General features: G+C 36.2%; 22 protein-coding genes. 7 read left to right on the top strand and 15 right to left on the bottom strand.

What is annotated here, in order from left to right; genetic code table 11:
- Positions 1–10 precede the first annotated feature (10 nt).
- On the bottom strand, positions 11–862 hold the full coding sequence (locus M2419_RS00680; protein WP_182331414.1) for an aldo/keto reductase: 852 nt from the start codon (positions 860–862) through the stop codon (positions 11–13).
- A gap of 160 nt (positions 863–1,022) precedes the next feature.
- On the opposite strand from M2419_RS00680, the gene M2419_RS00675 reads away from it, so the two are divergent.
- Positions 1,023–1,922, top strand: coding sequence for an AraC family transcriptional regulator (locus tag M2419_RS00675; RefSeq protein WP_182331416.1), 900 nt, complete (start codon positions 1,023–1,025; stop codon positions 1,920–1,922).
- 112 nt (positions 1,923–2,034) lie between these two features.
- On the opposite strand, the gene M2419_RS00670 is transcribed toward M2419_RS00675, so the two are convergent.
- Positions 2,035–2,946: an NAD-dependent epimerase/dehydratase family protein gene (locus tag M2419_RS00670; RefSeq protein WP_259254034.1), complete on the bottom strand. Its 912-nt coding sequence runs from the start codon at positions 2,944–2,946 to the stop codon at positions 2,035–2,037.
- A gap of 387 nt (positions 2,947–3,333) precedes the next feature.
- Between M2419_RS00670 and M2419_RS00665 the strand changes: the two genes are divergently transcribed.
- Positions 3,334–4,155 (top strand): AraC family transcriptional regulator, encoded by an 822-nt coding sequence (locus M2419_RS00665; RefSeq protein WP_259254032.1) that lies wholly within the window; start codon positions 3,334–3,336, stop codon positions 4,153–4,155.
- A gap of 310 nt (positions 4,156–4,465) precedes the next feature.
- Here M2419_RS00665 and M2419_RS00660 read toward each other — a convergent pair whose 3' ends face one another.
- From M2419_RS00660 to M2419_RS00650, 3 genes are all read right to left on the bottom strand, one after another.
- The gene (locus tag M2419_RS00660) at positions 4,466–7,429 is read right to left on the bottom strand and encodes a response regulator (protein WP_259254031.1); all 2,964 of its coding nucleotides are present in this window, start codon (positions 7,427–7,429) and stop codon (positions 4,466–4,468) included.
- Positions 7,430–7,610: 181 nt separating this feature from the next.
- Positions 7,611–8,540, bottom strand: coding sequence for a hypothetical protein (locus M2419_RS00655; protein WP_259254030.1), 930 nt, complete (start codon positions 8,538–8,540; stop codon positions 7,611–7,613).
- A gap of 402 nt (positions 8,541–8,942) precedes the next feature.
- Positions 8,943–9,287 (bottom strand): TfoX/Sxy family protein, encoded by a 345-nt coding sequence (locus tag M2419_RS00650; RefSeq protein ID WP_153848737.1) that lies wholly within the window; start codon positions 9,285–9,287, stop codon positions 8,943–8,945.
- Positions 9,288–9,463: 176 nt separating this feature from the next.
- Between M2419_RS00650 and M2419_RS27435 the strand changes: the two genes are divergently transcribed.
- On the top strand, positions 9,464–9,670 hold the full coding sequence (locus M2419_RS27435; RefSeq protein WP_194932949.1) for a PD-(D/E)XK nuclease family transposase: 207 nt from the start codon (positions 9,464–9,466) through the stop codon (positions 9,668–9,670).
- A 425-nt stretch (positions 9,671–10,095) separates the two neighbouring features.
- Here the strand turns inward: M2419_RS27435 and M2419_RS00645 are convergent, their stop codons facing one another.
- Both M2419_RS00645 and M2419_RS00640 read right to left on the bottom strand, forming a co-directional pair.
- Positions 10,096–10,866 carry a tRNA(His) guanylyltransferase Thg1 family protein gene (locus tag M2419_RS00645; protein WP_153848735.1) on the bottom strand — a complete coding sequence of 257 codons (771 nt, stop codon included), beginning with the start codon at positions 10,864–10,866 and terminating at the stop codon, positions 10,096–10,098.
- Positions 10,856–11,326, bottom strand: coding sequence for an AAA family ATPase (locus tag M2419_RS00640; protein ID WP_227550371.1), 471 nt, complete (start codon positions 11,324–11,326; stop codon positions 10,856–10,858). The genes M2419_RS00645 and M2419_RS00640 overlap by 11 nt, the downstream gene beginning before the upstream one ends.
- Positions 11,327–11,484: 158 nt before the next feature.
- Here M2419_RS00640 and M2419_RS00635 point away from each other — a divergent pair, with 158 nt between their 5' ends.
- Positions 11,485–11,880 (top strand): DUF6896 domain-containing protein, encoded by a 396-nt coding sequence (locus M2419_RS00635; RefSeq protein WP_259254028.1) that lies wholly within the window; start codon positions 11,485–11,487, stop codon positions 11,878–11,880.
- A 32-nt stretch (positions 11,881–11,912) separates the two neighbouring features.
- On the opposite strand, the gene M2419_RS27430 is transcribed toward M2419_RS00635, so the two are convergent.
- Positions 11,913–12,050, bottom strand: coding sequence for a winged helix-turn-helix transcriptional regulator (locus tag M2419_RS27430; protein WP_227550372.1), 138 nt, complete (start codon positions 12,048–12,050; stop codon positions 11,913–11,915).
- Positions 12,051–12,203: 153 nt separating this feature from the next.
- Here M2419_RS27430 and M2419_RS00630 point away from each other — a divergent pair, with 153 nt between their 5' ends.
- Positions 12,204–13,208 carry an alpha/beta hydrolase gene (locus tag M2419_RS00630; RefSeq protein WP_227550370.1) on the top strand — a complete coding sequence of 335 codons (1,005 nt, stop codon included), beginning with the start codon at positions 12,204–12,206 and terminating at the stop codon, positions 13,206–13,208.
- A gap of 390 nt (positions 13,209–13,598) precedes the next feature.
- Here M2419_RS00630 and M2419_RS00625 read toward each other — a convergent pair whose 3' ends face one another.
- Both M2419_RS00625 and M2419_RS00620 read right to left on the bottom strand, forming a co-directional pair.
- Positions 13,599–14,003, bottom strand: a complete 405-nt coding sequence (locus M2419_RS00625; protein ID WP_194932948.1) for an energy transducer TonB — start codon at positions 14,001–14,003, stop codon at positions 13,599–13,601.
- 749 nt (positions 14,004–14,752) lie between these two features.
- Positions 14,753–15,019: an RNA polymerase sigma factor gene (locus M2419_RS00620; RefSeq protein ID WP_153848732.1), complete on the bottom strand. Its 267-nt coding sequence runs from the start codon at positions 15,017–15,019 to the stop codon at positions 14,753–14,755.
- Between the two features lie 161 nt (positions 15,020–15,180).
- Here M2419_RS00620 and M2419_RS00615 point away from each other — a divergent pair, with 161 nt between their 5' ends.
- Both M2419_RS00615 and M2419_RS00610 read left to right on the top strand, forming a co-directional pair.
- Entirely contained in the window at positions 15,181–16,266 is a 1,086-nt protein-coding gene (locus M2419_RS00615; protein ID WP_259254024.1) for a hypothetical protein, read from the top strand.
- Positions 16,267–16,481: 215 nt separating this feature from the next.
- Positions 16,482–17,291, top strand: a complete 810-nt coding sequence (locus tag M2419_RS00610) for an aminoglycoside phosphotransferase family protein (protein WP_153848851.1) — start codon at positions 16,482–16,484, stop codon at positions 17,289–17,291.
- A 52-nt stretch (positions 17,292–17,343) separates the two neighbouring features.
- Here M2419_RS00610 and M2419_RS00605 read toward each other — a convergent pair whose 3' ends face one another.
- The 5 genes from M2419_RS00605 to M2419_RS00585 all read right to left on the bottom strand — a co-directional run bounded on the left by M2419_RS00605 (position 17,344) and on the right by M2419_RS00585 (position 21,535).
- Complete coding sequence (locus M2419_RS00605; protein ID WP_153848852.1) at positions 17,344–17,511, bottom strand: hypothetical protein; 168 nt, start codon at positions 17,509–17,511, stop codon at positions 17,344–17,346.
- Positions 17,512–17,652: 141 nt separating this feature from the next.
- Positions 17,653–18,462 carry an AraC family transcriptional regulator gene (locus M2419_RS00600; RefSeq protein WP_153848853.1) on the bottom strand — a complete coding sequence of 270 codons (810 nt, stop codon included), beginning with the start codon at positions 18,460–18,462 and terminating at the stop codon, positions 17,653–17,655.
- A 353-nt stretch (positions 18,463–18,815) separates the two neighbouring features.
- Entirely contained in the window at positions 18,816–19,808 is a 993-nt protein-coding gene (locus tag M2419_RS00595; protein WP_153848660.1) for an SDR family NAD(P)-dependent oxidoreductase, read from the bottom strand.
- 228 nt (positions 19,809–20,036) lie between these two features.
- Complete coding sequence (locus M2419_RS00590; RefSeq protein ID WP_153848659.1) at positions 20,037–20,636, bottom strand: NAD(P)H-dependent oxidoreductase; 600 nt, start codon at positions 20,634–20,636, stop codon at positions 20,037–20,039.
- 77 nt (positions 20,637–20,713) lie between these two features.
- On the bottom strand, positions 20,714–21,535 hold the full coding sequence (locus tag M2419_RS00585; RefSeq protein ID WP_153848658.1) for a helix-turn-helix domain-containing protein: 822 nt from the start codon (positions 21,533–21,535) through the stop codon (positions 20,714–20,716).
- Between the last annotated feature and the right edge of the window lie 196 nt (positions 21,536–21,731).

Here is a 21,731-nt window from a genome sequence, read left to right as displayed (position 1 = left end):
ATTTAGCGTTTTAGATATCAAGTTTTCTTTCACTCAGCGATCTGACCATCTTAGGGTCCCGGTGATCAAAAAATAGACTTTCTCCAGTGTCCAGAGATCTTATGGCATCCATTTCCTTCTCTGTCAGTTCGAAATCGAATAGCTGGAAATTTTCGGCTATTCTTTCTTTACGAACTGATTTGGGGATAGCAATGATGTCCCGTTGCACAAGCCATCGGAGGATAACCTGTGCAACAGTTTTATTGTAATTTTCTCCTATTGACTTAAGGACCCCATTATGGAAAATATCGTTTTTCCCCTCTGCAAAAGGACCCCAGGATTGGGTCTGGATATTATTTTCGTTCAGGAAAGCTTGATTTTGAATTTGCTGTTGAAAAGGATGTGTTTCGATCTGGTTGACAGCCGGAGTGAAACCACTATTGACAATGAGATCCATCACCCTGTCCGGCTGGAAATTAGCAGTCCCGATAGCCCTTATTTTACCGGCTTCATAAAGTTCTTGCATCGCTTTCCACGATCCAAAGATATCGCCATAAGGTTGGTGGATCAGATATAGATCGAGATAGTCCAATTGCAGTCTTTCCAATGAGCGGTGGAAGGCGGTCTTGGTTTTCTCATATCCTGTATCCTGAACCCACAGTTTGGTCGTGATAAATAGTTCTTCACGTTGGATAGCGCAATTTTTTATCGCTTTTCCTACTGCTTCTTCATTCAAATAAGAGGCCGCGGTATCAATTAGCCGGTATCCAGTTTCGACAGCATCAATAACAGCACGTTCGCATTCCAAGGCATCTTTTATCTGGAAAACACCGAAACCAAGGATAGGCATTTCAATTCCGTTATTTAGTTTTACTTTATACATAATGAAAATCGTTTATGTAGTATACAATCCAATGATAACAAAGTTCGGTTTTGCAGGCTAAGGTTTTGGTAGATGGATTACGGATAGTTCTACCAATATTACTGATTCAATACATTATTGGATTTCAGTTTTGTAAATTTGTTTCATAGCATTAAGGCAAATGGAAGAGATCATCAATTTTAAGAGTATTAGCGAATACAATAATTTCAATAACAATGAAACATTGCATCCTTTGGTCAGTGTTGTCGATTTGAGCAAAGCTGATCCTCGTAAACTGTCAAAGCTCAGGTATGAGTTCTATACCGTGTTTTTTAAAGAAATAAAATGCGGAGATCTCCGGTATGGACTTAAGAATTATGATTATGAAGAGGGAACATTGATATTTTTGGCTCCGGGGCAGGTCATTGGGGAGAACGGCACCGAATTCTACCAGCCTCAGGGGACAGCATTGGTATTTCATCCAGAGCTGGTTTATGGTACTTCTTTGGCAAAGGAGATCGCCAACTACACGTTCTTTTCCTATTCGGCTAGCGAGGCGCTTCATCTTTCCGAGCAGGAGAGGAGGGTCATTATGGATTGCCTCAACAAGATAAAGCATGAACTGGTACATAGTATCGACAAGCATACCAAAAAGCTCATAGTCTCCAACATCGAGCTTTTCCTGGATTATTGTCAACGGTTTTATGACAGACAATTTATAACGCGCGAAAATGTTAATAAGGGTATTATAGAAAAATTCGAAGAGATTTTGAATGCTTATTTTCAGTCAGATGAACCACAACAAAACGGTCTGCCTACTGTGGCCTACTTTGCTGAACAATTATTTCTTTCTGCCAACTATTTTGGTGACCTCGTTAAGAAAGAAACAGGGAAGACTGCGCAGGAATATATTCAGAATAAGTTAATCGAGATTGCCAAGGAAAAAATATTCGATTCGAATAAGACCATTAACGAAATTGCATTTGAACTTGGCTTTAAATATCCGCAGCATTTTAGTCGCTTATTTAAAAACCGTGTCGGTTATAGCCCAAATGAGTACCGGAATGTCAATCTGAATTAGTTTTAAAATGAGAAGCCTTGATATTCTGCTCATTTAAAAATTACAAGAATAGCAGAGGCTATGGTATATCCTTCGTCTTGACCACCAAAAGTGAGGATGAGCCAGTGTCTGTTCAATTAGAAACTATTTCTTGCAACAGGTTATCATATTTAGGGCGCCATCCCAATTCTTTTCTAGCTCGGTCAGAATTGACAAGGATATTTGAACCTAATCCAAAATGTGCCATTATTGGTCCCCAGAGAGCAATGGCATCCATTATTGAAATCTGTTCAATAGTGTCCTGTTTATAGCCTAACCGAGAAATGATTGAATAGCCTATTTCGGAGAATGAAACTGTTCCATTTTCTGCAAAGAAGAAACTTCCCGAATTGGCTTTTTCAATAGCCAATACATATAAATCTGTTAAATCATCAATATGTACATTGGAAGTACGATTTGCTCCCGAGCCTATAAGAACAACTTTGTTATTTTTTTCAGCCGCTTTGATTAGTGCTGGAACTTGAGAAGATTCCTTTTTTAACCCTTTCCCAATCCCATAAATTAAGGTAGGACAGATAACGATCGTATAAATGCCTTTTTTACTATAACCAACTACTTCTTTATCAATAACTACCCGTCCCATTCTTTCTAATAGCGGAAATTGAGGAATGTCTGTATAGATTTTTGTGCTGGGATATTTTCCTTCAGCTTTATCTCCGACAATGCCTCCTCCCGATGTATGTATATACATCTTACCAGTTCCCTTTAAAGCTTCTAAAATGAAAGCAACTAGGAAAGTATCGTCTGAATCGGCGGCGTTGATCACAATCTCTACTTCTTGTAAAATGGCATAACCTTCGGGGTTGACATCTAGCTTTGTATGTACAGGTTTTACACCTAAATTCATTACTCTTTCGATGTCCTCCACACGCCTCACCAAACCATAGACACTGAAGCCTTTTTCCAATAATTTCACAGCGATCGATCCGCCAACATATCCTGTAACTCCAATTATAAATACACGTTTTGTGTTAAAACTATTCATTATGTAATATTTAAGATAAACATATAGTCTTTAATACGTAAAACTTTGTCCTCTATGCTAAATGCTACTATTAGGACTGTGTTTTACCATTCTCTTTTTCAGAAGATTCAAGCACAAATTTATAGTCTATTATTATAAATATACCATACAGATTTTTCAATAGTAATCAGTACAGATGAGACGTGTTATTTCTATTAGTTTGAAAATAGATTTAGACCACATGTGCTTTCGGAGGATTTTGGATAGTGAAAAACCAAAAGGAGTAGCTGCATTTGGTATGGTGAGGATAGCGATAAATGAGCTTTTCAGAAATGTTAATTGAGCTTCAGCGTAAATAACTTACTTTGTTTATTTACTACTTTTGTAAAAAAAATAGCATATTATTCGATGGAACAAGTTGATAAATTAAAAACGATAAGTTACTGGGGAATCTTCCTTTCTTGCTTTTCAGACTTTAGCGAAAAATGTATTCATGCTGCGCCTGAACATGTATTGGTGTATGTATATTCAGGTGAACAGATTATTGAAGATCGAAACAAGAAAATTAAGATAAAAGCTGGAGAATGTGCGTTTATTCGGCGTAACCATCGTTTGTTGATGTATAAAAATAGTAAGGGGAATGATCTGTATAAGGGGATTTCATTAACATTCAACCGAAGTGTTCTAAGGGAGTTTTACAGCCGGCTGAATAAATCGAAGCTTCCTAAACAAGAGGCATTTTCAGATAAAAATGTATTCATGATAGAACCAAAACCAGATATTGCGAGTTTGTTTAATTCGCTTACTCCATATTTTGAAGAAAATGTAAAACCGACAGAAGAAGTGACACATTTGAAACAGCTTGAAGGTATTTATGCTCTTCTCAATAACGCTGATGTTTTCTTTCCAATATTATTTGATTTTGCTGATCCTTGGAAGATAGATATGTTGGAATTTTTGAATGATCACTATATGGATGATCTGACAATGGAGCAAATTGCGGCTTACACCGGTCGAAGCCTGGCAACATTTAAACGTGACTTTGCAAAAATTAGTACACTAAGCCCTCAAAAATGGTTGATAAAAAAGAGGTTGGAATCGGCCTATGTCAAATTAAAAGAAGAAGGTAAAAAGGTGCAGAATGTATACGTTGAAGTAGGCTTTAAAAACCCGTCCCATTTTTCAACTGCATTTAAAAAACAATATGGTATAACTCCTTCTGAAATCTAGTTTGATGAATTAATCTATTCCATTTAGGGATCGACAATAGGGATGAAGAAATATTTTATTATTTCCTAACAGGCCAAAAGATTGAATACCAAACTGACAACATTAAATAAATTAAATGCCTTTATAATACAGGACAAGTTTTCTAATTCTGCATGGGAAGAACAGGGACTAAATCCATCCAAAAGAGAAATTTGTAACAGACTTCAGAGTTTATTCAACGATTGTGCGAACAATTTGATTGAAGCTACAAATTCTGATTGTAAACCAAGACAGTTTAAAAACATATTCTGATACGTTGACCAATCAGATTCTAAACACTAATATATTTTTTGAGTACTTCAAGAAGGTCTGCCCGCCGTATCGGTTTGGGAAGAAAGTCATTCATTCCGGATTCAAGGCATTTTTCTTTTTCCCCCAGCACATTTCCAGCGGTAACGCCTATGATAGGTATATGTTGATATGCTGGCAGCATTCTAATATGTTGTGTTGCCTCAATACCACTCATGATCGGCATTTGTACATCCATAATAATAAGGGAAAACTGCTTTTTCTTGCATTCTTCCAAAGCCTGTAAACCATTAGCTGCTTCCGTTAGAAGTATATTGGGAGCAAGAGACTTCATTATTTTATTGTTCAGGACCATATTCACTGGGTTATCATCAACCAAAAGCACGTCTAATTCTCGCACAAATGCATGCGAATCTTTCTCAGCCTGATCCTGAATAATTTCTATTACTGTACTTCGGTCTACCTTTTTAAGGGTTTTGTATAGATCATGTGATTTTATAGGCTTCAATAGCAAATGTGTATTTTCTATTTTCCTAACCGATGTAAGTATATCCAGTTCTTCCGAAGAAGACGAAAGTACTATAAATGGAGCAACTTCTTTTCGCTGATTTAACAAGCCTTTTATTTTTTCTATTGTTTCCAATCCGGACATGATAGGCATATGATAATCCATCAGAATGACATCGAACCGCTCACCTTTCAACATGATATCCAAGGCTTCCATTCCATTAGAAGCTAACGTGGATTTGATATTTTTATAGGTAAGCATGTGTTCAAGAATAATCCTGTTGCTTTCATTATCATCCACCACTAAGGCCGTTTTAATTGTCGTTTCATCCTCTTCTTTCCATTCAGACATTTCGTAAGGAACCTCAAGATCGAAGAAAAATACAGAACCGCTGTCCATTTCGCTGGTCAGCGACAAATGACTTCCCATATATCCCAAGATATTGTTCGAGATGGTTAGTCCCAGTCCTGTGCCGCCAAATCGTTTACTGATTGAACTGTTTTCCTGGGTAAAGGCATCAAAGATATATTTCTGTTTCTCTATAGGAATGCCGATTCCAGTATCTCTTACCGAGAAGCGCAAGGCAATCGTATGATCATCCATGTGCAATTTTTCTACTTTTAGTTCGATCTCGCCCTTTTCTGTGAATTTTACAGCATTTCCTAACAGATTGATCAAGATCTGTTTTAACCTGACTTCATCAATGAAAAGTATTTTTGGGAGGCCAGGCTCAACGTTGAGAAGAAGTTCGATGTTTTTTTTCTGGGATTGATAAAGAATAACATTGATGACTTGGCTTAACATATCATACACATCACTTTTTTCAATCAAAAGCTCCATTTTTCCGGATTCTATTTTAGAAAAATCCAGTATATCATTGATGATGCTAAGGAGGTTTTCCCCTGATTCATTAATGTAATTCAGATATTGCGTCTGTGTTTCATTCAGTGGTGTCCGGAGGAGGAGGTCTGAAAAACCAATAACTCCGTTCAGGGGAGTACGGATCTCATGACTCATATTGGCTAGAAATTCGGATTTTGCCCTGCTGGCTATATCTGCAGTTTCCTTCGCATTTTTCAGTTCCTCGTTTATTTTTACGGCATTTGTAATATTCTGTATGGAAATAATTATACCTCCAACCTCATCTTTTGTAAGATACCAGGGTCCGACTTTAAGATCGTAATGTTGAATTTCTTCTTTTCCTTCCACCTTTAGTGCAAAATCCCCGTCGATGTACGTTTCTCCCAAAAGCGCATTCCTGTAAATCTTTTTTCTTTCTTCGGGAATATTGGGCGATATTGTAAACAGGTTATTGCCGATAAGGTCGATATTATTCATACTAAATTCATCTCGCCATCTGCTGCTGACGGCAACGTAGTTAAGGGCTTTGTCAAGCATCGCCAAAGGAATAGGAACATCTGTAGCACAGGACTGCATCATAGCTTCCTTCTGAGCAACTTCCAGAAACATTTTTTTGAAGGCATCAATGTTCTGAATAATTCCAAAAACCCTGTGGCAAACTTCATTTTCAAATTCGGGAATTCCTTTTACTCTTACCCAGATGGTGACACCGTCATTACGCAGAAGTTGTAGCTCCTCATCAAAAGAAATCCCTTGTTGTACTGCTCTGTTGAATAGAAATTCTATTCTCTCTCTGTTTTTTCCTTCGTAAAATCCAAGGGCATTTTCAAAAGTTGGTTGGAAATTAATGTTAGTTTTATGAATTTCTCGTACACTTTGAGACCAGGTGAGCTTTCCGCTCTTCATATTGACTTCCCAGCCCCCCACTTGGGCAACCGCGCTTGTTTCCTCGAGCATTTCCTTCGTATAAAACAGATCTTTTTCCAACTTATCGCGGCGCATAATATCCGATTTTAGTTGAATATAGACGAAAATGGTGACGCCAATGGCCGCGACTGCTGAAAAGATAATGAATAAAACGGTCCGTTTGGTGGAGTTATTCAGATCTTCATTTTTTAGGGCAAGCTGAACTTCCTCGTGTTTCACAAACTCCTGAACGAGCATTCGGCATTTATCCATGGCCATCTTGTTTTGAACAAGTTCTTCTGGAGTCATTAATATTCCCTTTGTGCGATTATCAATCAACAAGACATATTCTTTCATCAACATGTCTGAGGTATGCAGCAGTTCATGAAGGATATTAATCTGGAGTTTATCGTTAAGATTAAACCTATCTTTGTTAGCAACAAGCAGCGGATATTCATTCCTGCTTTTATTGAAAGGTTCAAGAAAATTTTCACGGCCGGTAAGCTGATATCCCCGATTGCCAGTTTCGGCATTTAACAGCGTGTTTAAAATATCTTTTATTAAACTGATAGACTCCTTCGTTTTTAAGAGGCTTTTCCTGCTCTCCATCTGGTTATGTATGCTAATATAAGATGCTATAGAACCCGCAATCAGTAGTATCAAGGAAAGCATTACACCTATCTGGAGATTTCTTATAATTTTTTTTGGCATTGGTCGGTAGTTTACCGTTAAGATACTAAAAAAGTAGAATTGTATCTCTAATCAGTCAGTAATATTTGATGGCTTTCATCATGTTTCTATGAGATAGCTTATATTGGAAATTTCAACTATTGAGATCATGCGATCCACTTTAGCTAGCCTGACACAACAGCTTTTCTGCAGATAGCGTCTATTATTTTTTGTATTTTGTTATTGCATAACCGTCAAATCTTATTAACTCTAATTCTTCCTTTCCTTTCGGTATGTTGTAATAAAAGTTATAAAATTGAACAACTTTACCGCTAGGGAAGCCTTTGGTAAATTTTGAAGTTATTGCCGATTGCTTGATTATTTCTGAATTCTTTTTCACAAGAGTTGCCATTGTTCCGTTTCCATAAATTTTGACGTCGCAACTATCCTTTGGTAGCAATGTAAAAGTATTTGATAGAAGAGCTTCTCTTTCTTTTAACATCCATTCTTTTTTCATCCCCCGTAATTGTGCCACCTCAAATTCTGCGTTCTGGATAATTTCCAAAACGTTGTTGCTATTTTTATCATTTAAATCTTTCGTCAGGTTGGTAAGAGCGCTATACAGTTTGTCAAGTAGTTCTGTTGAGTTCTTTAATTGAACTGATTTATTTAAGGAAGATAGTTCGACTGGGATTTTAGCATTAAACTTTAGCGTTTTTAAGAAGTAACCACTTTTAATGTTTTCTTGAGTTATATCATCATCAGATAATTCATAATTTACTAAAATGTTTTCTTCGGGAAAATCAGATTCATTGGAAATGATTGATATTCCTTTGGCTGACCTGACTAATAGAATTTTTAAAATCGGATTTCCTTGCTTTTTATAATTGGATAAGTCAATTAGTATTTTTAACTCTTGTTCGCCATTTTTGTTGATCGCAATGTCAATAAAGTTTGGAATTGTGTTTCCAAAGAATTCAAGCCCTTTGACGACAGGATAATCATTTATTGAGATTTCAGTAGGATAATAAAACGTCGGTTGGATACCATAGTTGCTCTTGTCCGCATTATACTTTAGTTTATCCAAAATTTCTGTCTTACTTTCTTGTCCTTTGCAAGAGGCTAAAGTCAGTAAAACAATAATTGATAACATATATTTTTTCATAAGTCAATTCTGTTGGAGCGCGTTGGTTTAATATTTCGGCCAACGCTATTAGACAGCTTTCCGATATACTAGCCGTATAGCTTAAGAAGTATTGGTAATTGTCAAATGTAAAAATATCAATTTTCGCAGTGTAAACCGTTTACAATTCGCTGACTATCGTTTAAAATTCGTTTAAAAGGATGTTACTCAATTTCATATGTTGTTGTAAAATAAAGGAGTTCTAAGTTATAACCCCTTGATGTGATCTTTTAAAATTGTCTTTATTCTTGTTTAGTTGTTTTGCAATGAAGATTTAATTGTTCATTCTTAATAAACGACAACAGGATATTTGGAAATAATATTTTTGAACAATTGGTTTGATAAAGGTCTGATCAAAATTGAGTTCATTTTTCATTTCTTATTCGAAGCCTTCGCCGTTGGGTTATAATCAAGACAGATTTTTATCCAATATTCAAAATCATCAAATTTTTGAAAACCAACAGGCTCTACATAGCAATAGCCTTTTAGTTGCTTTCCTTTCATAATCATCGGCAAGAAGCCTTTTTTTTCCGAGACCTCATCTTCCAGTTCTTCGCTATAGCGACACATCAGATTGTCATGGCTGATATTGATACACATTTTCCCATTCACAAGAAAAGATAAGCTACTAAACATTTTCTTTTCTGCAACTTCAATATTTTCTTCCATTGCAAGTCTTTCACGGACGCGGTCGGCAAGTTCATTGTTATAAGCCATCACTTCAGTTTGTCTATTATCTAAAATTACTTAAAAACCACGATTGTCACGAGATTTCCTCATTATAATTTAAAGAACTATACTAAGATAAGTTTGTCGACGAGGATTGTTGCTCCGATAGATTTTCCAGTTGGCGGTCTAGAAACACTTAACCATAGGATTATATATGAGACAAATTGACCAAAGAAATATTCTATGCTAAATTGGGATTTCAAATGATTTCGATTCCATTATTTAATAAACAGCCGGAAGAACTCAAGACAATTATGGATCAATGGTTGTACTTACTTAAACACCTGAGTACCATGGATAGATTACCATTATTTTTGGATAACAGGATATTTGGTCTTACCTTTGAGATAGGAGAGATGAATTACTCATAGCTGATATTGTTAAAGGCACAAAGTTTTCGGTCGAAAATGTCACATCGTAGAAAATTATTCTTCATCGGAATAACATTATGTATTTTGTCAATTCTAATGTTATTATTTGGTGTTGGAATGTTTGCTTCGAAAGGTGATTATAGCAAATTCATAATAGAATTATCAGAATTTTGCTTCATATCTTGGATTCCATTTTTAATAATTGGAATTTTACTTGTATTAGTTTCAATTATTTTAAGTACGTTTCAATCTTCCAAAATAAATAAACCGTAAAAGATCAAATAGTAACGTTTTCTGACTTCTTTCTTTTCCATGACTACGATAGCTAAGTTTTTTTTTCCAACGGGAAAAAATACGATTGACAATTGTTGCTAGGGTCGTTAACACCCAAATAATTAATGAGTAAATAGCCTAACATCTTCTATTTACAGGGCTTCATTCTTTTGGATCAGCTCTGCAATATAACGATTATAGGCGTCGCCTATGGGGAGATCCATGTCTACGGCCAATTGTCTGCGAACCACTTCAACTTTTTCATTCGACAAAGGATTAATACCTGTTGATTTCACTTTTTTCCAGTATATTCCGATTCCTCTTTTTTGCCAGTTGGGCAGCTCATTGAAATTTATACCATAGCTGTGCAGTAGTTCGTTTTTCATTGAAACACTAAGACCTTCAATTCTTTTAGTAGCTTCATTTTTATTAAGACCGTTTTGCCTTAGATTCCAGTAACAATGCGCATTTAATGCATTCCGGTGAGCATCTTCGTTCCGCCATCTGAAGTAATCCTCAACAAGCGATGCGTTGGGCAGTTCAGAAATTCGACAATCGAAAGCCGCAACATCGCCTAGCATAGATGAAAATTTTGCACTCGCTTCACCTGCCAAGATAGAAATCAATTTTCTGGTTTTTCGCCCGAAAGTATTCTCCTGTAAGTGGAATAGTAAAGAGATTTCATCACTTTCTGTAAATCCATATATTATATTAAACCCGCAGCATATGAGGTGTTTGACGGTTTCAACCATCATATCCCTAAATTTCTCGTCGAATGGTGCTTGGAAAGCATGTGTCTCCTTTGTCAGTTTCGTGAAATTCCTGCCATCAATCCGTGCGACCATATACATTCCAGGCAAAACTTGCCTGTCCTGATAAGTTTCATAAATACGTAATTTCTTATCTAGATCATCAAACTTCATTTTCCCAATCTTTAACTGTGAATCCTCTTGTATCTAATGACACGTAATATAATTTTTCGAAACCTTCGTCGAGCGAGGGGATCTGTAATTTCTTATGGGTTCCCCTGATGCCAATATCAGGAATCCTTTCTTTATTTATCCTAGCACTGTTTCTTTCTAGCGAAGACCGCAGACTCGAGCTGAAATAGTATCCTATGATCTTGTATTTATACGTTTTGGCTAGATCAATATACTTTGCTCGTTCTGCCTTTGTTGGATTTGTATTGTCTACGACAAAGGCTTGCTGGGTTTCTAAGCAAGTTTTTATAAACCGCTCTTCCTTATTGCGCGTATTCAGTAGATCCATCGAAATTCTCACATGGCTATTAAAATGGTTTTCTTTATAGAAAGAACTCTTTCCGCTGGCCTGTATTCCACAATAAATGATCATTTCCATCTCATAAAAAATAAATTTTCCCATAGGGGAGCCTAAAATTATAGCCCATTTTAAGGGGTACTTTTTTCCTTCCCAAGGAATGTTGCTAACGAATTGCTTAATTTACTAAAGACGTTTTAAATAGACAAAATATTTAACTCAGTAGCTATAATTTACATAGCTATTGAGTATCTTGACGGAATATGATTAATATTGCTATAAGGAAAGTCTTGAATGATTATGTTGCTTTTATAGATTGCTTCAAACATCAGTTCTCTCCAGAAATGGAAGAATTTGAACAAAGGAGCCGCCGGAATCGTTCGGGACATATCGGTGGTTTTAACTATCAGTTTCATGGTGCGGGCTGCCGTTTAGAGAAAGACGGTATCGTATGTGAATTTGATTTTATGCCTACCAATGAATATCCCATAAAGTTTTCGTTATGGGGAATGAAAGAATTTATTTTGACCAATAAGGGATATGGAATAGATAAATTAGAGGAATCGGAATTACCTGAAGTTCTATATCCACTGGTTGAAGACGGGACTCTTGTCAAATTGGTATTAGGTGGGGTAGTTTGGGAGGTGTACCAGATTTAGAACTAATTCTCATTTTTACCAATATTTAAAAATTAAGATATTGTGTAATAAGGTTTCTTCTGACTTTCTATAATCCCTGTAAATTGATTTCTGATCTCGCTAAACTGGAGCTTTCCACATTCAAGTTTGCACAGGATCAGTAATTTCCATCTTCTTCCGACCTGACAGATTGCATAGGTAAGATTACATTCAGTTATGTACTACTCATTAACGCTATTTGTAGAATTTTCCTTTCTTTTCCCTTTACTTACAAATTTGTTAGTAACATACATTCACCTGTGTACTGTGGTAAATTTATGACTTCTATATAATTTTGATAGCATATGAAAAAGATTCTCGGAATACGCGTGATACCGGGATTGATTTTCTATAGAAACATAAATCAAAATAAAGAAATGAATACAATTAAATTGACTCCTGAAATAACTAAAATAATTGAAAACCTGAACAAGCTTCATGTGTTTGACGGTATAAATCCATTAGACATAAGTCGCAAAGGATATGAGACAATGGCCATTCAACTTGGTGGCAAGAAAGAAGCGGTGAAAATGATAGAAGAATTTAATATTCGTAATGAGAATCACGAAATTCCTGTGAGAATATACCGACCCAATGGAATTGTAAACGAGAAATCACCGGCTATCATTTATCTTCATGGCGGTTGGTTTATTTCAGGAAGTTTTGAGACGCACGATGTTATTGTTCGTCAATTGGCCAATGTTACAGGCTCTGTTATTGTTTTTGTTGATTATCGACTGGCTCCAGAGCATCCTTTCCCAGCTGGTTTCGATGATGCTCAGTCGGCCACTGAATGGATACTCAATAATTCGGACTCTTTAAACATTGATAAAAATAAGGTCGGAATTATTGGCGACAGTGCTGGTGCAGCCTTAGCCATAGGAGTTTCGACACGGCTTGGTCAGCAATTGAGATTTCAGGTGTTAATTTATCCGGCGGCTGATAATCAATTAAATACACAATCATGGAAAGACTATGAATATGGTCCGATTATTAATAAAGATGAAGGAATAAAAGCCTGGAATTGGTATCTAAACGATTCAAAGGATCAACAGAACCCAATGGCAATTCCTTTATTGATTAAAGACTTTAAAAATACACCTCCAACGTTCATATTATTAGCTGAACATGATCCTTTGCGGGACGAGGGAAAACAACTGGCACAGAATATGAAAGTTTCTGAAATTCGGGTCAAAATTACTCATTACAAAGAGATGGTTCATGGCTTTATGCATATGGGAGCTGTTTTAAAAGAAACCAGAGAGGCTGTTCTGGAGATTGCAGCATTTGCAAGAGAGAATTTAAAGTAAAACATCAGCTAATTGGATACGAAGAAATATGCATATATATTGGGTTGTGTAGGATTTTGGTTTTTTAGCTGTTATGCTGAGATAGGAGTTTTTATCTTTTCTCAGGTTACTCCGTTCGATTGTTGCTATCTATGGCCATTAAACCACCTCCAACCGGTATCGCTTGCCAAAGAAAAGTCTATATCGGCATCCTTTCGGATGCTTTGACCTAGAAGGCTATTAAATGCTAATATGTAAAAGAACACAATGATTTGTTTCATGCTATGGCTTACACTCTGAATTTACAAAATCCGGCTGAAGAGCACAAGATGTTACGATTTAGGAAGTAGATTTATATATCAATAGAAAGGCTATTATTAAACCCATTATATGGTTCATCAATATGGATTTTCATCTTTGTCTTTTTGTGTCACTTTTTAATTTCAAGTCACCATCACTAAATAATAGGGGATATGTATAGCCACATTTTACAGCATATCCATTTTGATATCCCGGTTTCCATGGACTAGATTTTCTAATCAATTTAATTAAAGCTTCACCAGTATGATAACCAATGTCCTTGGCTATCTGAAAATTACTGAGCCTTCCATCTTTCTCAATCGTAAAATTGATAATCAGTTTGCCGTTTACTTTTGCTTTCTTAGCTGCGGTTGGTATCTTATAATTTTTAATAATCCAATCTTTAAATCCGTTCGTACCATATGGCGGCTCGGGAAATACTTCTTTCATGTGAGGAGGAATATCCGCAATAGAGTCATCCGAAACAAGGGACTGACCGACAGCCTGTGATAACATACTTATCGATACAATACACATAAATAATAGCTTACGAACCCAGGAAATTCCCATTGTATTTCTATATAACTAAGTAGCTAATTTACATAAGTAATTTGTATCTTGATGCAACAGTTCCTTATGAAAAAATCAATAAATGCTATTTTTTTGATGATACTAATTATTAGTCTGTTTTGTATTTCATGCATGATTTTCGGACAGAAATATTTTGATTTAGACCTTTCAGGCCGATATGAGTCCTATATAGGAAAATATATTATGCGATAAAATGAGGTATACTTAAGTTACTGTTTATAAGGAAGCTTTTCTTTTGGAGACATCAAATGAAGGTACTAGTTTATGGTGTAATCTTGTTTTTCTTTTTCCATAACTATAATGGCTAAGTTTTCTTTTTCCAACTTGAAAAAATACAATTGACAACTGTTACTAGTATTGTTAACAACCAAATAATTAATGAGTAAAATAGTACAACTAATGAAGCCCCTCCTTGAAAATTAGCCGGATCTATATATAGAAAAAGATTCAGAATAAGGCTAGAGGACACAATAAATATCAGTCGAATTCTTTCTCCTTTGCCAGCCACTAAAATTCGATAGGTGATATAGCAAAATACCAGAATGTATAATGCGTACACCATTTTAAATTCATGATCTATGGGAAACATAGTAGTATAACAGGAAATTCCATCATAAGTGATCGTTTATCTAATAAAAAATATTTTTTTCTTAATGAAACATACATAATAGTCCTTAGCTATAATTTCCTTGCCTATTTTGTCCCTGGATAATACATGAGTAAGCAGATTGGTTAGGGGCTATCGCGGTACGGCTATTCCATGCCCTTGTAAAAAGTTCCTGTAAAGCATCAGTCGCCAGATCATCGTCTTTGAGCAGCTTCAGGAAATTAACAGCAAGCTGCTGTTTGTAATGGTTGTAGATATGTTCGAAGGCGCTATTGTTTCCATCCTTTAATTGTTGGAGCAATTGGTGTTCGTTATTTAAAGGAATATGTGACATGCGGTAGAATTTGTCTACGAAGTAAAGAAAACTTTCCGAAAATGTCAACTTTGAACGCTGTGGTTCTTTATTTAAACAATGTGGTTCTTTAAATGCTAATTATTTTCTAATTTGGTGAATTACTTATCTTTGAGAGTTATGTACAATAATATCAAAACACCATGACAGTAGTAGAAAGATATAAAACTGAACTCGACTTAGTCCGACAGAACCCAAAGCTCTTGCACAATTATCGCTTCGAAAAAGACGCCATCAATTCAAAACACTTTGACCGATTAAAACTAAATATTGCAATTTACGATGACCTTAAACAGACGGACTATGAAATTGTAAAATATCTTTTTGCAGAAGAAAAGGAATGGCGAAAATATGGGAAACATGGTGAAGTTGATAATTTGTATTTCTGTGCCTTCGTTCTGACACTTTTCAATTCACCTGAAATCGTTTGGTTGTTTTTTGAAGTTAAAAATATAGATTTTGACAGCGGAATTGGATTTGATGGAGAATATTTGGTTTCGGCAGGCATTAAAGAAACCTACCAATATTTAGAAACAGCCGACAACCCAAAGAAAATTGAACTGTTAAAGTATATTGGAGAAACGCAAGAAAGTTGTATTTATTCGCAAGAAGACATTGACAATTGGAAAGAGTATAAAAAGTCCTATTTCAGAAATTACAAATTACCTATTCAAGACGAACTGTATTTTCTCTATTCGACAAATGAACGAGAACTATTTTTGACGAAATTACCTAAATGGATCAATCAAGAAAGAGCTTGGACTTATGAAGAACTAGGTTTATATAGGACATACGCGAAATATGCAGACGACAAGGTTTCAGAGATTGAAGCTCTTAAATTGACACTCGAAAAAAATCATGAAGATTTTCTAATCGACATCTACAATAGACAATTGGCAGAGTTATATGTAGAGACTGGTGAAAATAATAAGGCTCTTGAAATCCTTGAGAAAGTAATAAATGGGACAGATAACCGTAATATTGTAAGAGATTGTATTGAACAACTTTGCAGAATAATTATTAGAACAAACAACTCATCAGATGATATAGCTAAGAAATCATATCATATTATAGCGTTTCAACATAAAAAGTACAGAAACTTTTCACCCATAGTGGACGGTTTAATTAAGGACGTAATAAAAATAATGGAAGAGGGAAAAATTACTGCGCAAAACAGCTTGCCAAAAGCGGGGCAGAGGTGGTGGCAGAAACTTTTTGGCTCTAAATAAACATGTATCCTTAGACACAGTTTACGTTACTTCAAAGTCAACTTCTAAGTTGGTGTTTGCATTCGTCTCCCCTGTGACAATACCTATTAATTGGTCCTTTGTTATCACGTATATTTACTGAGATCGACTGATTCGAATGATTTTGTGTAATTTAATTCTTTACTAATCTCTTAAGACAATTATAGTCAAGTCCACAAATTTTATAAAACCATTAAATGACTGCACCTATACTAGCGTTATATATCAATAAATGGAATCTTACACAGGACGGAGCAAGTTTTAGAACAAATTCAAGCTTATTACAGCCCTGTGTTTATAAAGGATTAAGAGCAATGCTGAAAATTCCATTTATAGAAGAAGAACTTCGCGCGTCAAAACTTTTGCAGTGGTGGGATGGTAAAGCTGCAGCCAAAGTTTTAGAAGTAGATTCTAAAGCGATTCTATTAGAAAGAATAGAAAATGAAAATAATATATCATTGATAAATTTAGTAAAGCAAGACCAAGACAACGAAGCAACTCGAATCATTTGTCAGACCGCGAATAAGCTACATCGTCCTCAAGAAAAAGAATTACCACCCTTAATTTCTCTAATGGATTGGTTTGCCCCACTTTTAAATAAAACAAACTTCTCCGATGAAACGTTAAAAGAGTCTTCTTTAGTGGCTATTAGATTACTTTCCGACCAAACCGAACACTGTGTGCTTCATGGAGATCTTCACCATGAAAACATTCTTTATTCTGATCTTAAGGGTTGGGTAGCAATAGATCCAAAAGCATTATATGGCGATAGAGCCTTCGACTTTGCAAACATACTGTGTAACCCTAATAGACAAGTTGCTTTAGACAAGGATAGACTAGTTAGGCAAATAGAGGTAATTGGCCAAGAAACCAATATTGATTTTGACAGAATGTTAAACTGGGTAATTGCATGGGTAGGCTTATCAGCAATCTGGATGGAGGAAGATCATTTAGACGCCAGCTTACCGATACAACTAGCCAAAATTGCGTTGTCATTGAAAAAATAGATTATCAAATACGTTAGATGTCCAAGTACAGGTTCCCCTAGCCACCATTCTTTTAAACCAATATCTTGGGAATATTGAATTGGTTGCCCAGTGTGCATTCCGATAATTCAGCTTTGACGATATCTTTCGAAACTAACCACTTTAAAATATCATCTACAGCAATTTCAGCAAAAGCGTACCTGGACACGCTAGGCACAAGCGAAATAGTATAATCACTCATAGTCTAAAAATAAAGAATAATGGGAATATTGTTCCAACGGTTTCATACAAATTTTTACGAAATAACTGGATCTGTTTCAGTACTCGAAAAGCGTAGTAGGGATTAAGCAATGGATTTTGATCAATTCAAATTGAATTGTCGTCAGGAAATACTTTTCAGCAGACTTGGTGCAAAGCCGAACTGCTTCTTAAAGGCGAATGAAAAATGGGAAAGGTTTTCAAATCCTACCTCATAGCAAACTTCCAGAGGCTTTTTTTTCTGTTCTGTTAGTTGATAATAGGCAAGCTCCAAACGTTTATAAGTTAACCATCGTTGTGGGGTCATGGTAAATGCTTTTTTGAAATCCCGTTTAAATGTTGTGAGGCTTCTGCCAGTGAGGTAACCAAACTTTTCCAGCGGAAGATTGAACATAAAATTCTTCTCCATATAATCGACTAGGTTGATCTTTCCGGGTTCTTCAAAATTAGCAAGTAATTGATCGATCCTTTTATCCAAGGTTCTGAGAATGCTGATGGCTTCGGTAATTTTAATCGCAGCAATATCCTCAGGGATATCTTTCATGTCAAAATAAGGGATAAGCGAAGCAAGGCAGCTTTCCAGGAGAGGATGATTATTGAAACAAAAAATCTTCGGTGAATTTTGTGGTTGGGGATCTATTGTCTTACCAGCATAAAAATTTTTTAATGTTTCTAATGATAAATGCATGACTACCGTTTTGTGAGGTTCGCCATCTTTAGGGTAATTAATTATTGTAGCCAATTGGTTTCTGGGAATTAAAAAGATATCCCCTTTTCCAAATAGATAGGTGGCATCAGCCTGTACAATCTTGGTTTCTCCGGAAAGAAACCAGACCAACATATGTTGGTCAAACATAATGTCCGATTTAAAAAATTGGTCTTCGTAGCTGGAAAGCTTTATATCTTCGGTAATGTATCGGGCTTGGTATTCCATGATTTTTGCTTTTTTATGAAAGAAATCAATAAGGTAAAGATAAGAAATAACATAATTTACTTTGTTGAAAAGTTCATTGTTGAAAATAGAGAGGCAGAAGGGCCATCTTGCCTCTCTTTTATGCTTGAAATTAATTCTAGATAGATTGTACGCCATCCACCAGAAAGTTGGCTCCGGTCGGGAAACCTGCATTTTCGCTTGTTAAGTAGTGAATCATATCAGCGCCGTTTTCTTTTAGTTTATTAGCGGTAGCATACCGCTATTTTATCTTTTAAATTTTTCATTTTTTTATATTTTAAAATACGTAACACAATAAGTTAAATAGAACATTTAATGGGTAGATTTAACCGGATTTATGGATTGAAACGGATACCTGTCATCTCTTCGGTGAGTTTCCAAAGTCTTTTGGCGTTGGTTTCATCCAGTGAATAGGGATTTACCCCTTTTTGGGCAGTAATATCTGATGAGACTACTGCGATATCTCCATCTTCACAATAAACGCCGCCAATATGATCAAGCATAGGGCTTGTTGCGCACCATACTGTTGTGGCAGCTCCTTGTGGGATCGTTTTTAGCGATGCGGCTACTTCGGGTAACATATTACCGTCTGCATCCACAAAACCCATTTTTTGGAATAGCTCCAATGGAGCTTCTCTGCCCAATTCTGTTCCGCCGATAGAACCGGGATGAACCGCATAGCTTCTGATATGAGCAGATTGTCCTCGTGCGTCTAATTCCATTGAAAAAAGATTGACTGCGGTCTTGGATTGTCCATAGCCCTGTAAAGTTTCATATTCTCTGTGAAGGAAATTAGGATCATCAAAATTAAAAGGTGCGAAATGGTGACCATGAGAGGAAACATTAACCACTCGTGCTCCGTTGGCTTTTTTAAGGGAAAGCCACAATCTGGAGGTGAGCTGGAACAAGGCTAAATAGTTGGTAGCGAGTTGTGATTCTATACCCCGTTCATCTCTACGCAAAGGGACCCACATAATACCTGCATTGTTAATGAGTAAATGTAAAGGTCTTCCTGAAGCGACAAAATTTTCTGCGAAAGTATCAATAGAGGCGGGAGACATTAGATCCATTGCTGCAATTTCAATATTGGATATTCCTTCCAGATTTTTCTTTGCTTTGTCGATATCACGTGCAGCGACAATTACGGTAGCTCCGGCTGCGGCGAGTATTCTTGTGGTTTCCAGTCCAATCCCTGTGTTGCCACCTGTTACGATAGCTGTTTTCCCGGTAAGATCGATGTTTTGAATCACATCATTAGCTGTTGATTTTGCATTGAAGCCCGAACCTATAGGTTGTTGTTGAGCTCCCTGATAATTATTCTTTTCCATTTTGGATATATTTAATTGTTATTACTGAGACAAAATTAGGGCGGATCAATGTGTTCTGTTTTGTTCAAAAGGCCTAATTAACTTTGTTCAAAAGGGCAGGGGATTTGGATCAGGAAATAAGCAGAAAAAAGGCAGGATCTTCAAAATCCTGCCTTTTATTTCGATGTTTTGGGCAAGTGTTACATTACTCCCAAGCCATGAACCCCTCATAAGCAAAATACATCAGTTTTAATGAGTAGAAAGTTGAGGATCCATAATCGTATATACATCCTTGATTGTAGCAAGCCACATTTCAACGACTTCAGGAGTGGCCCGGTCAGCTTTATCAAAAAAGAGATGCTCTTTGATCTGAAAACCGCAGTAGGTATAGATACCTTTATCAGATGTCAGTACTAATGCTTTATCCATACCGATAGCGGTATATTCTTCGTGGGATTTTCCGTGGGTATTGAGAATTATAGCCTGTTTTCCGGCTAATAATCCTTTTTGTATTCCCTGATCATAACGATAGGCAAACCCGTAGCTGAATACTCTGTCGATATACCCTTTCATAATGGCCGGCATGCCGGTCCACCAAATCGGATAGATAAAGGTGACCACATCTGCCCAGTAAATATACTCCTGTTCTCGTCTGATAAGTTCATTAACGTAACCTTTTCGTTGTCCGTCCATATCTTCCAATGATAATACAGGGTCAAATCCCAGTTGATACAGGTCTCTGGTAATTACTTTATGCTCCTGTTGTTGCAGAACGTTTTCAATAGATTGTTTAAACTGAGCATTCAGACTTTCCTGATTGGGGTGGGCGTAAATAATAAGATGTTTCATACTGTTACTTTTAATTGATTGAACAGTACAAAAGTAAAATAGGGAACACCTCAAAAATTGTAAGAAAACGAAATAGGTTATTCACCAGCCCGACAAATATCCTGCTGGAATTTTAGGTAATTCTTAGGCGAAAGATTAATGAAATGTTTAAAGTCGTGAATAAGCTGGCTTTGATCATAATAACCACATTGATCGATGATTTCAAACCAGTTGATCTTTTCTTTAGAAAAATCTGTATGCTGAATCAATTCAATGGCTTTAACAAAACGATGGTATCGATTCACTTCCTTTGCACTGAAGCCAAAGTGCCTTTTATGGATCAATTGGATGTTTCTTTCACTTTGTCTAGCTTCTTCAGCAATGGATTTGATGGAGTTCATCGTATCCGATCTGAAATTAGCCAATAGCGTAGAGGTGGCATTCTGCTGATTGAGATAGGGTTTGCAGAAATTAAGAATATGGTCTACCTTTTCTTCTGTGGAGGCAATACTATCTAATTGAAACCATAAACGGGTAAAACAATTTTCTTCCATAGCTTCATCTGGGTGAACAGGCAAATGATCAGATAGAAATGCTTTGCCAAAAAAACGATAAAATGCATCAGCCTTGAAATTAGCAACTAGGATAATGGAATCGGGGGGAAGGCTGTATTCAAATGCTGATTTAATAGGGCCCAAAACGATACATTTGTCAACTTCGATTTTTGTTTTTTGCTTGGAAATCAAAAATGCCCGAGCTCCGAAATTAAAAACCATAATGGTTTGAAAAGAAGGGAGAAGGGTTTTGGTTATGGTATGTTCAAACTTGTTTTCAGCATAATAGAAATGAGAGAACACTGTTTCAAACTCTTTAGGAGCAGAAATTCTGAAACTACGATATGTTTCTTCCTTTGGTTTCATTTATAACTACCAATGTAAGAAAAATCTATGTTTTTGATGCTCATAGTTTGGATTATTTAAAAGCTCTTTATTCCTTTATAACCCTCCCAGTATTTTTCCTGCCACAGGGAGACAAGGCCCGAAACTCCACTTTTGACTGTCTGAACAATACATTCTTATTTGCCCTTCACAGCGGCTTAATAATGATAAAAATCGA

Origin of the sequence: Sphingobacterium sp. BIGb0116 (assembly GCF_024808035.1) — a bacterium.
Taxonomy (GTDB): domain Bacteria; phylum Bacteroidota; class Bacteroidia; order Sphingobacteriales; family Sphingobacteriaceae; genus Sphingobacterium; species Sphingobacterium paramultivorum.
This window is presented reverse-complemented; position numbering and strand designations above follow the sequence as displayed.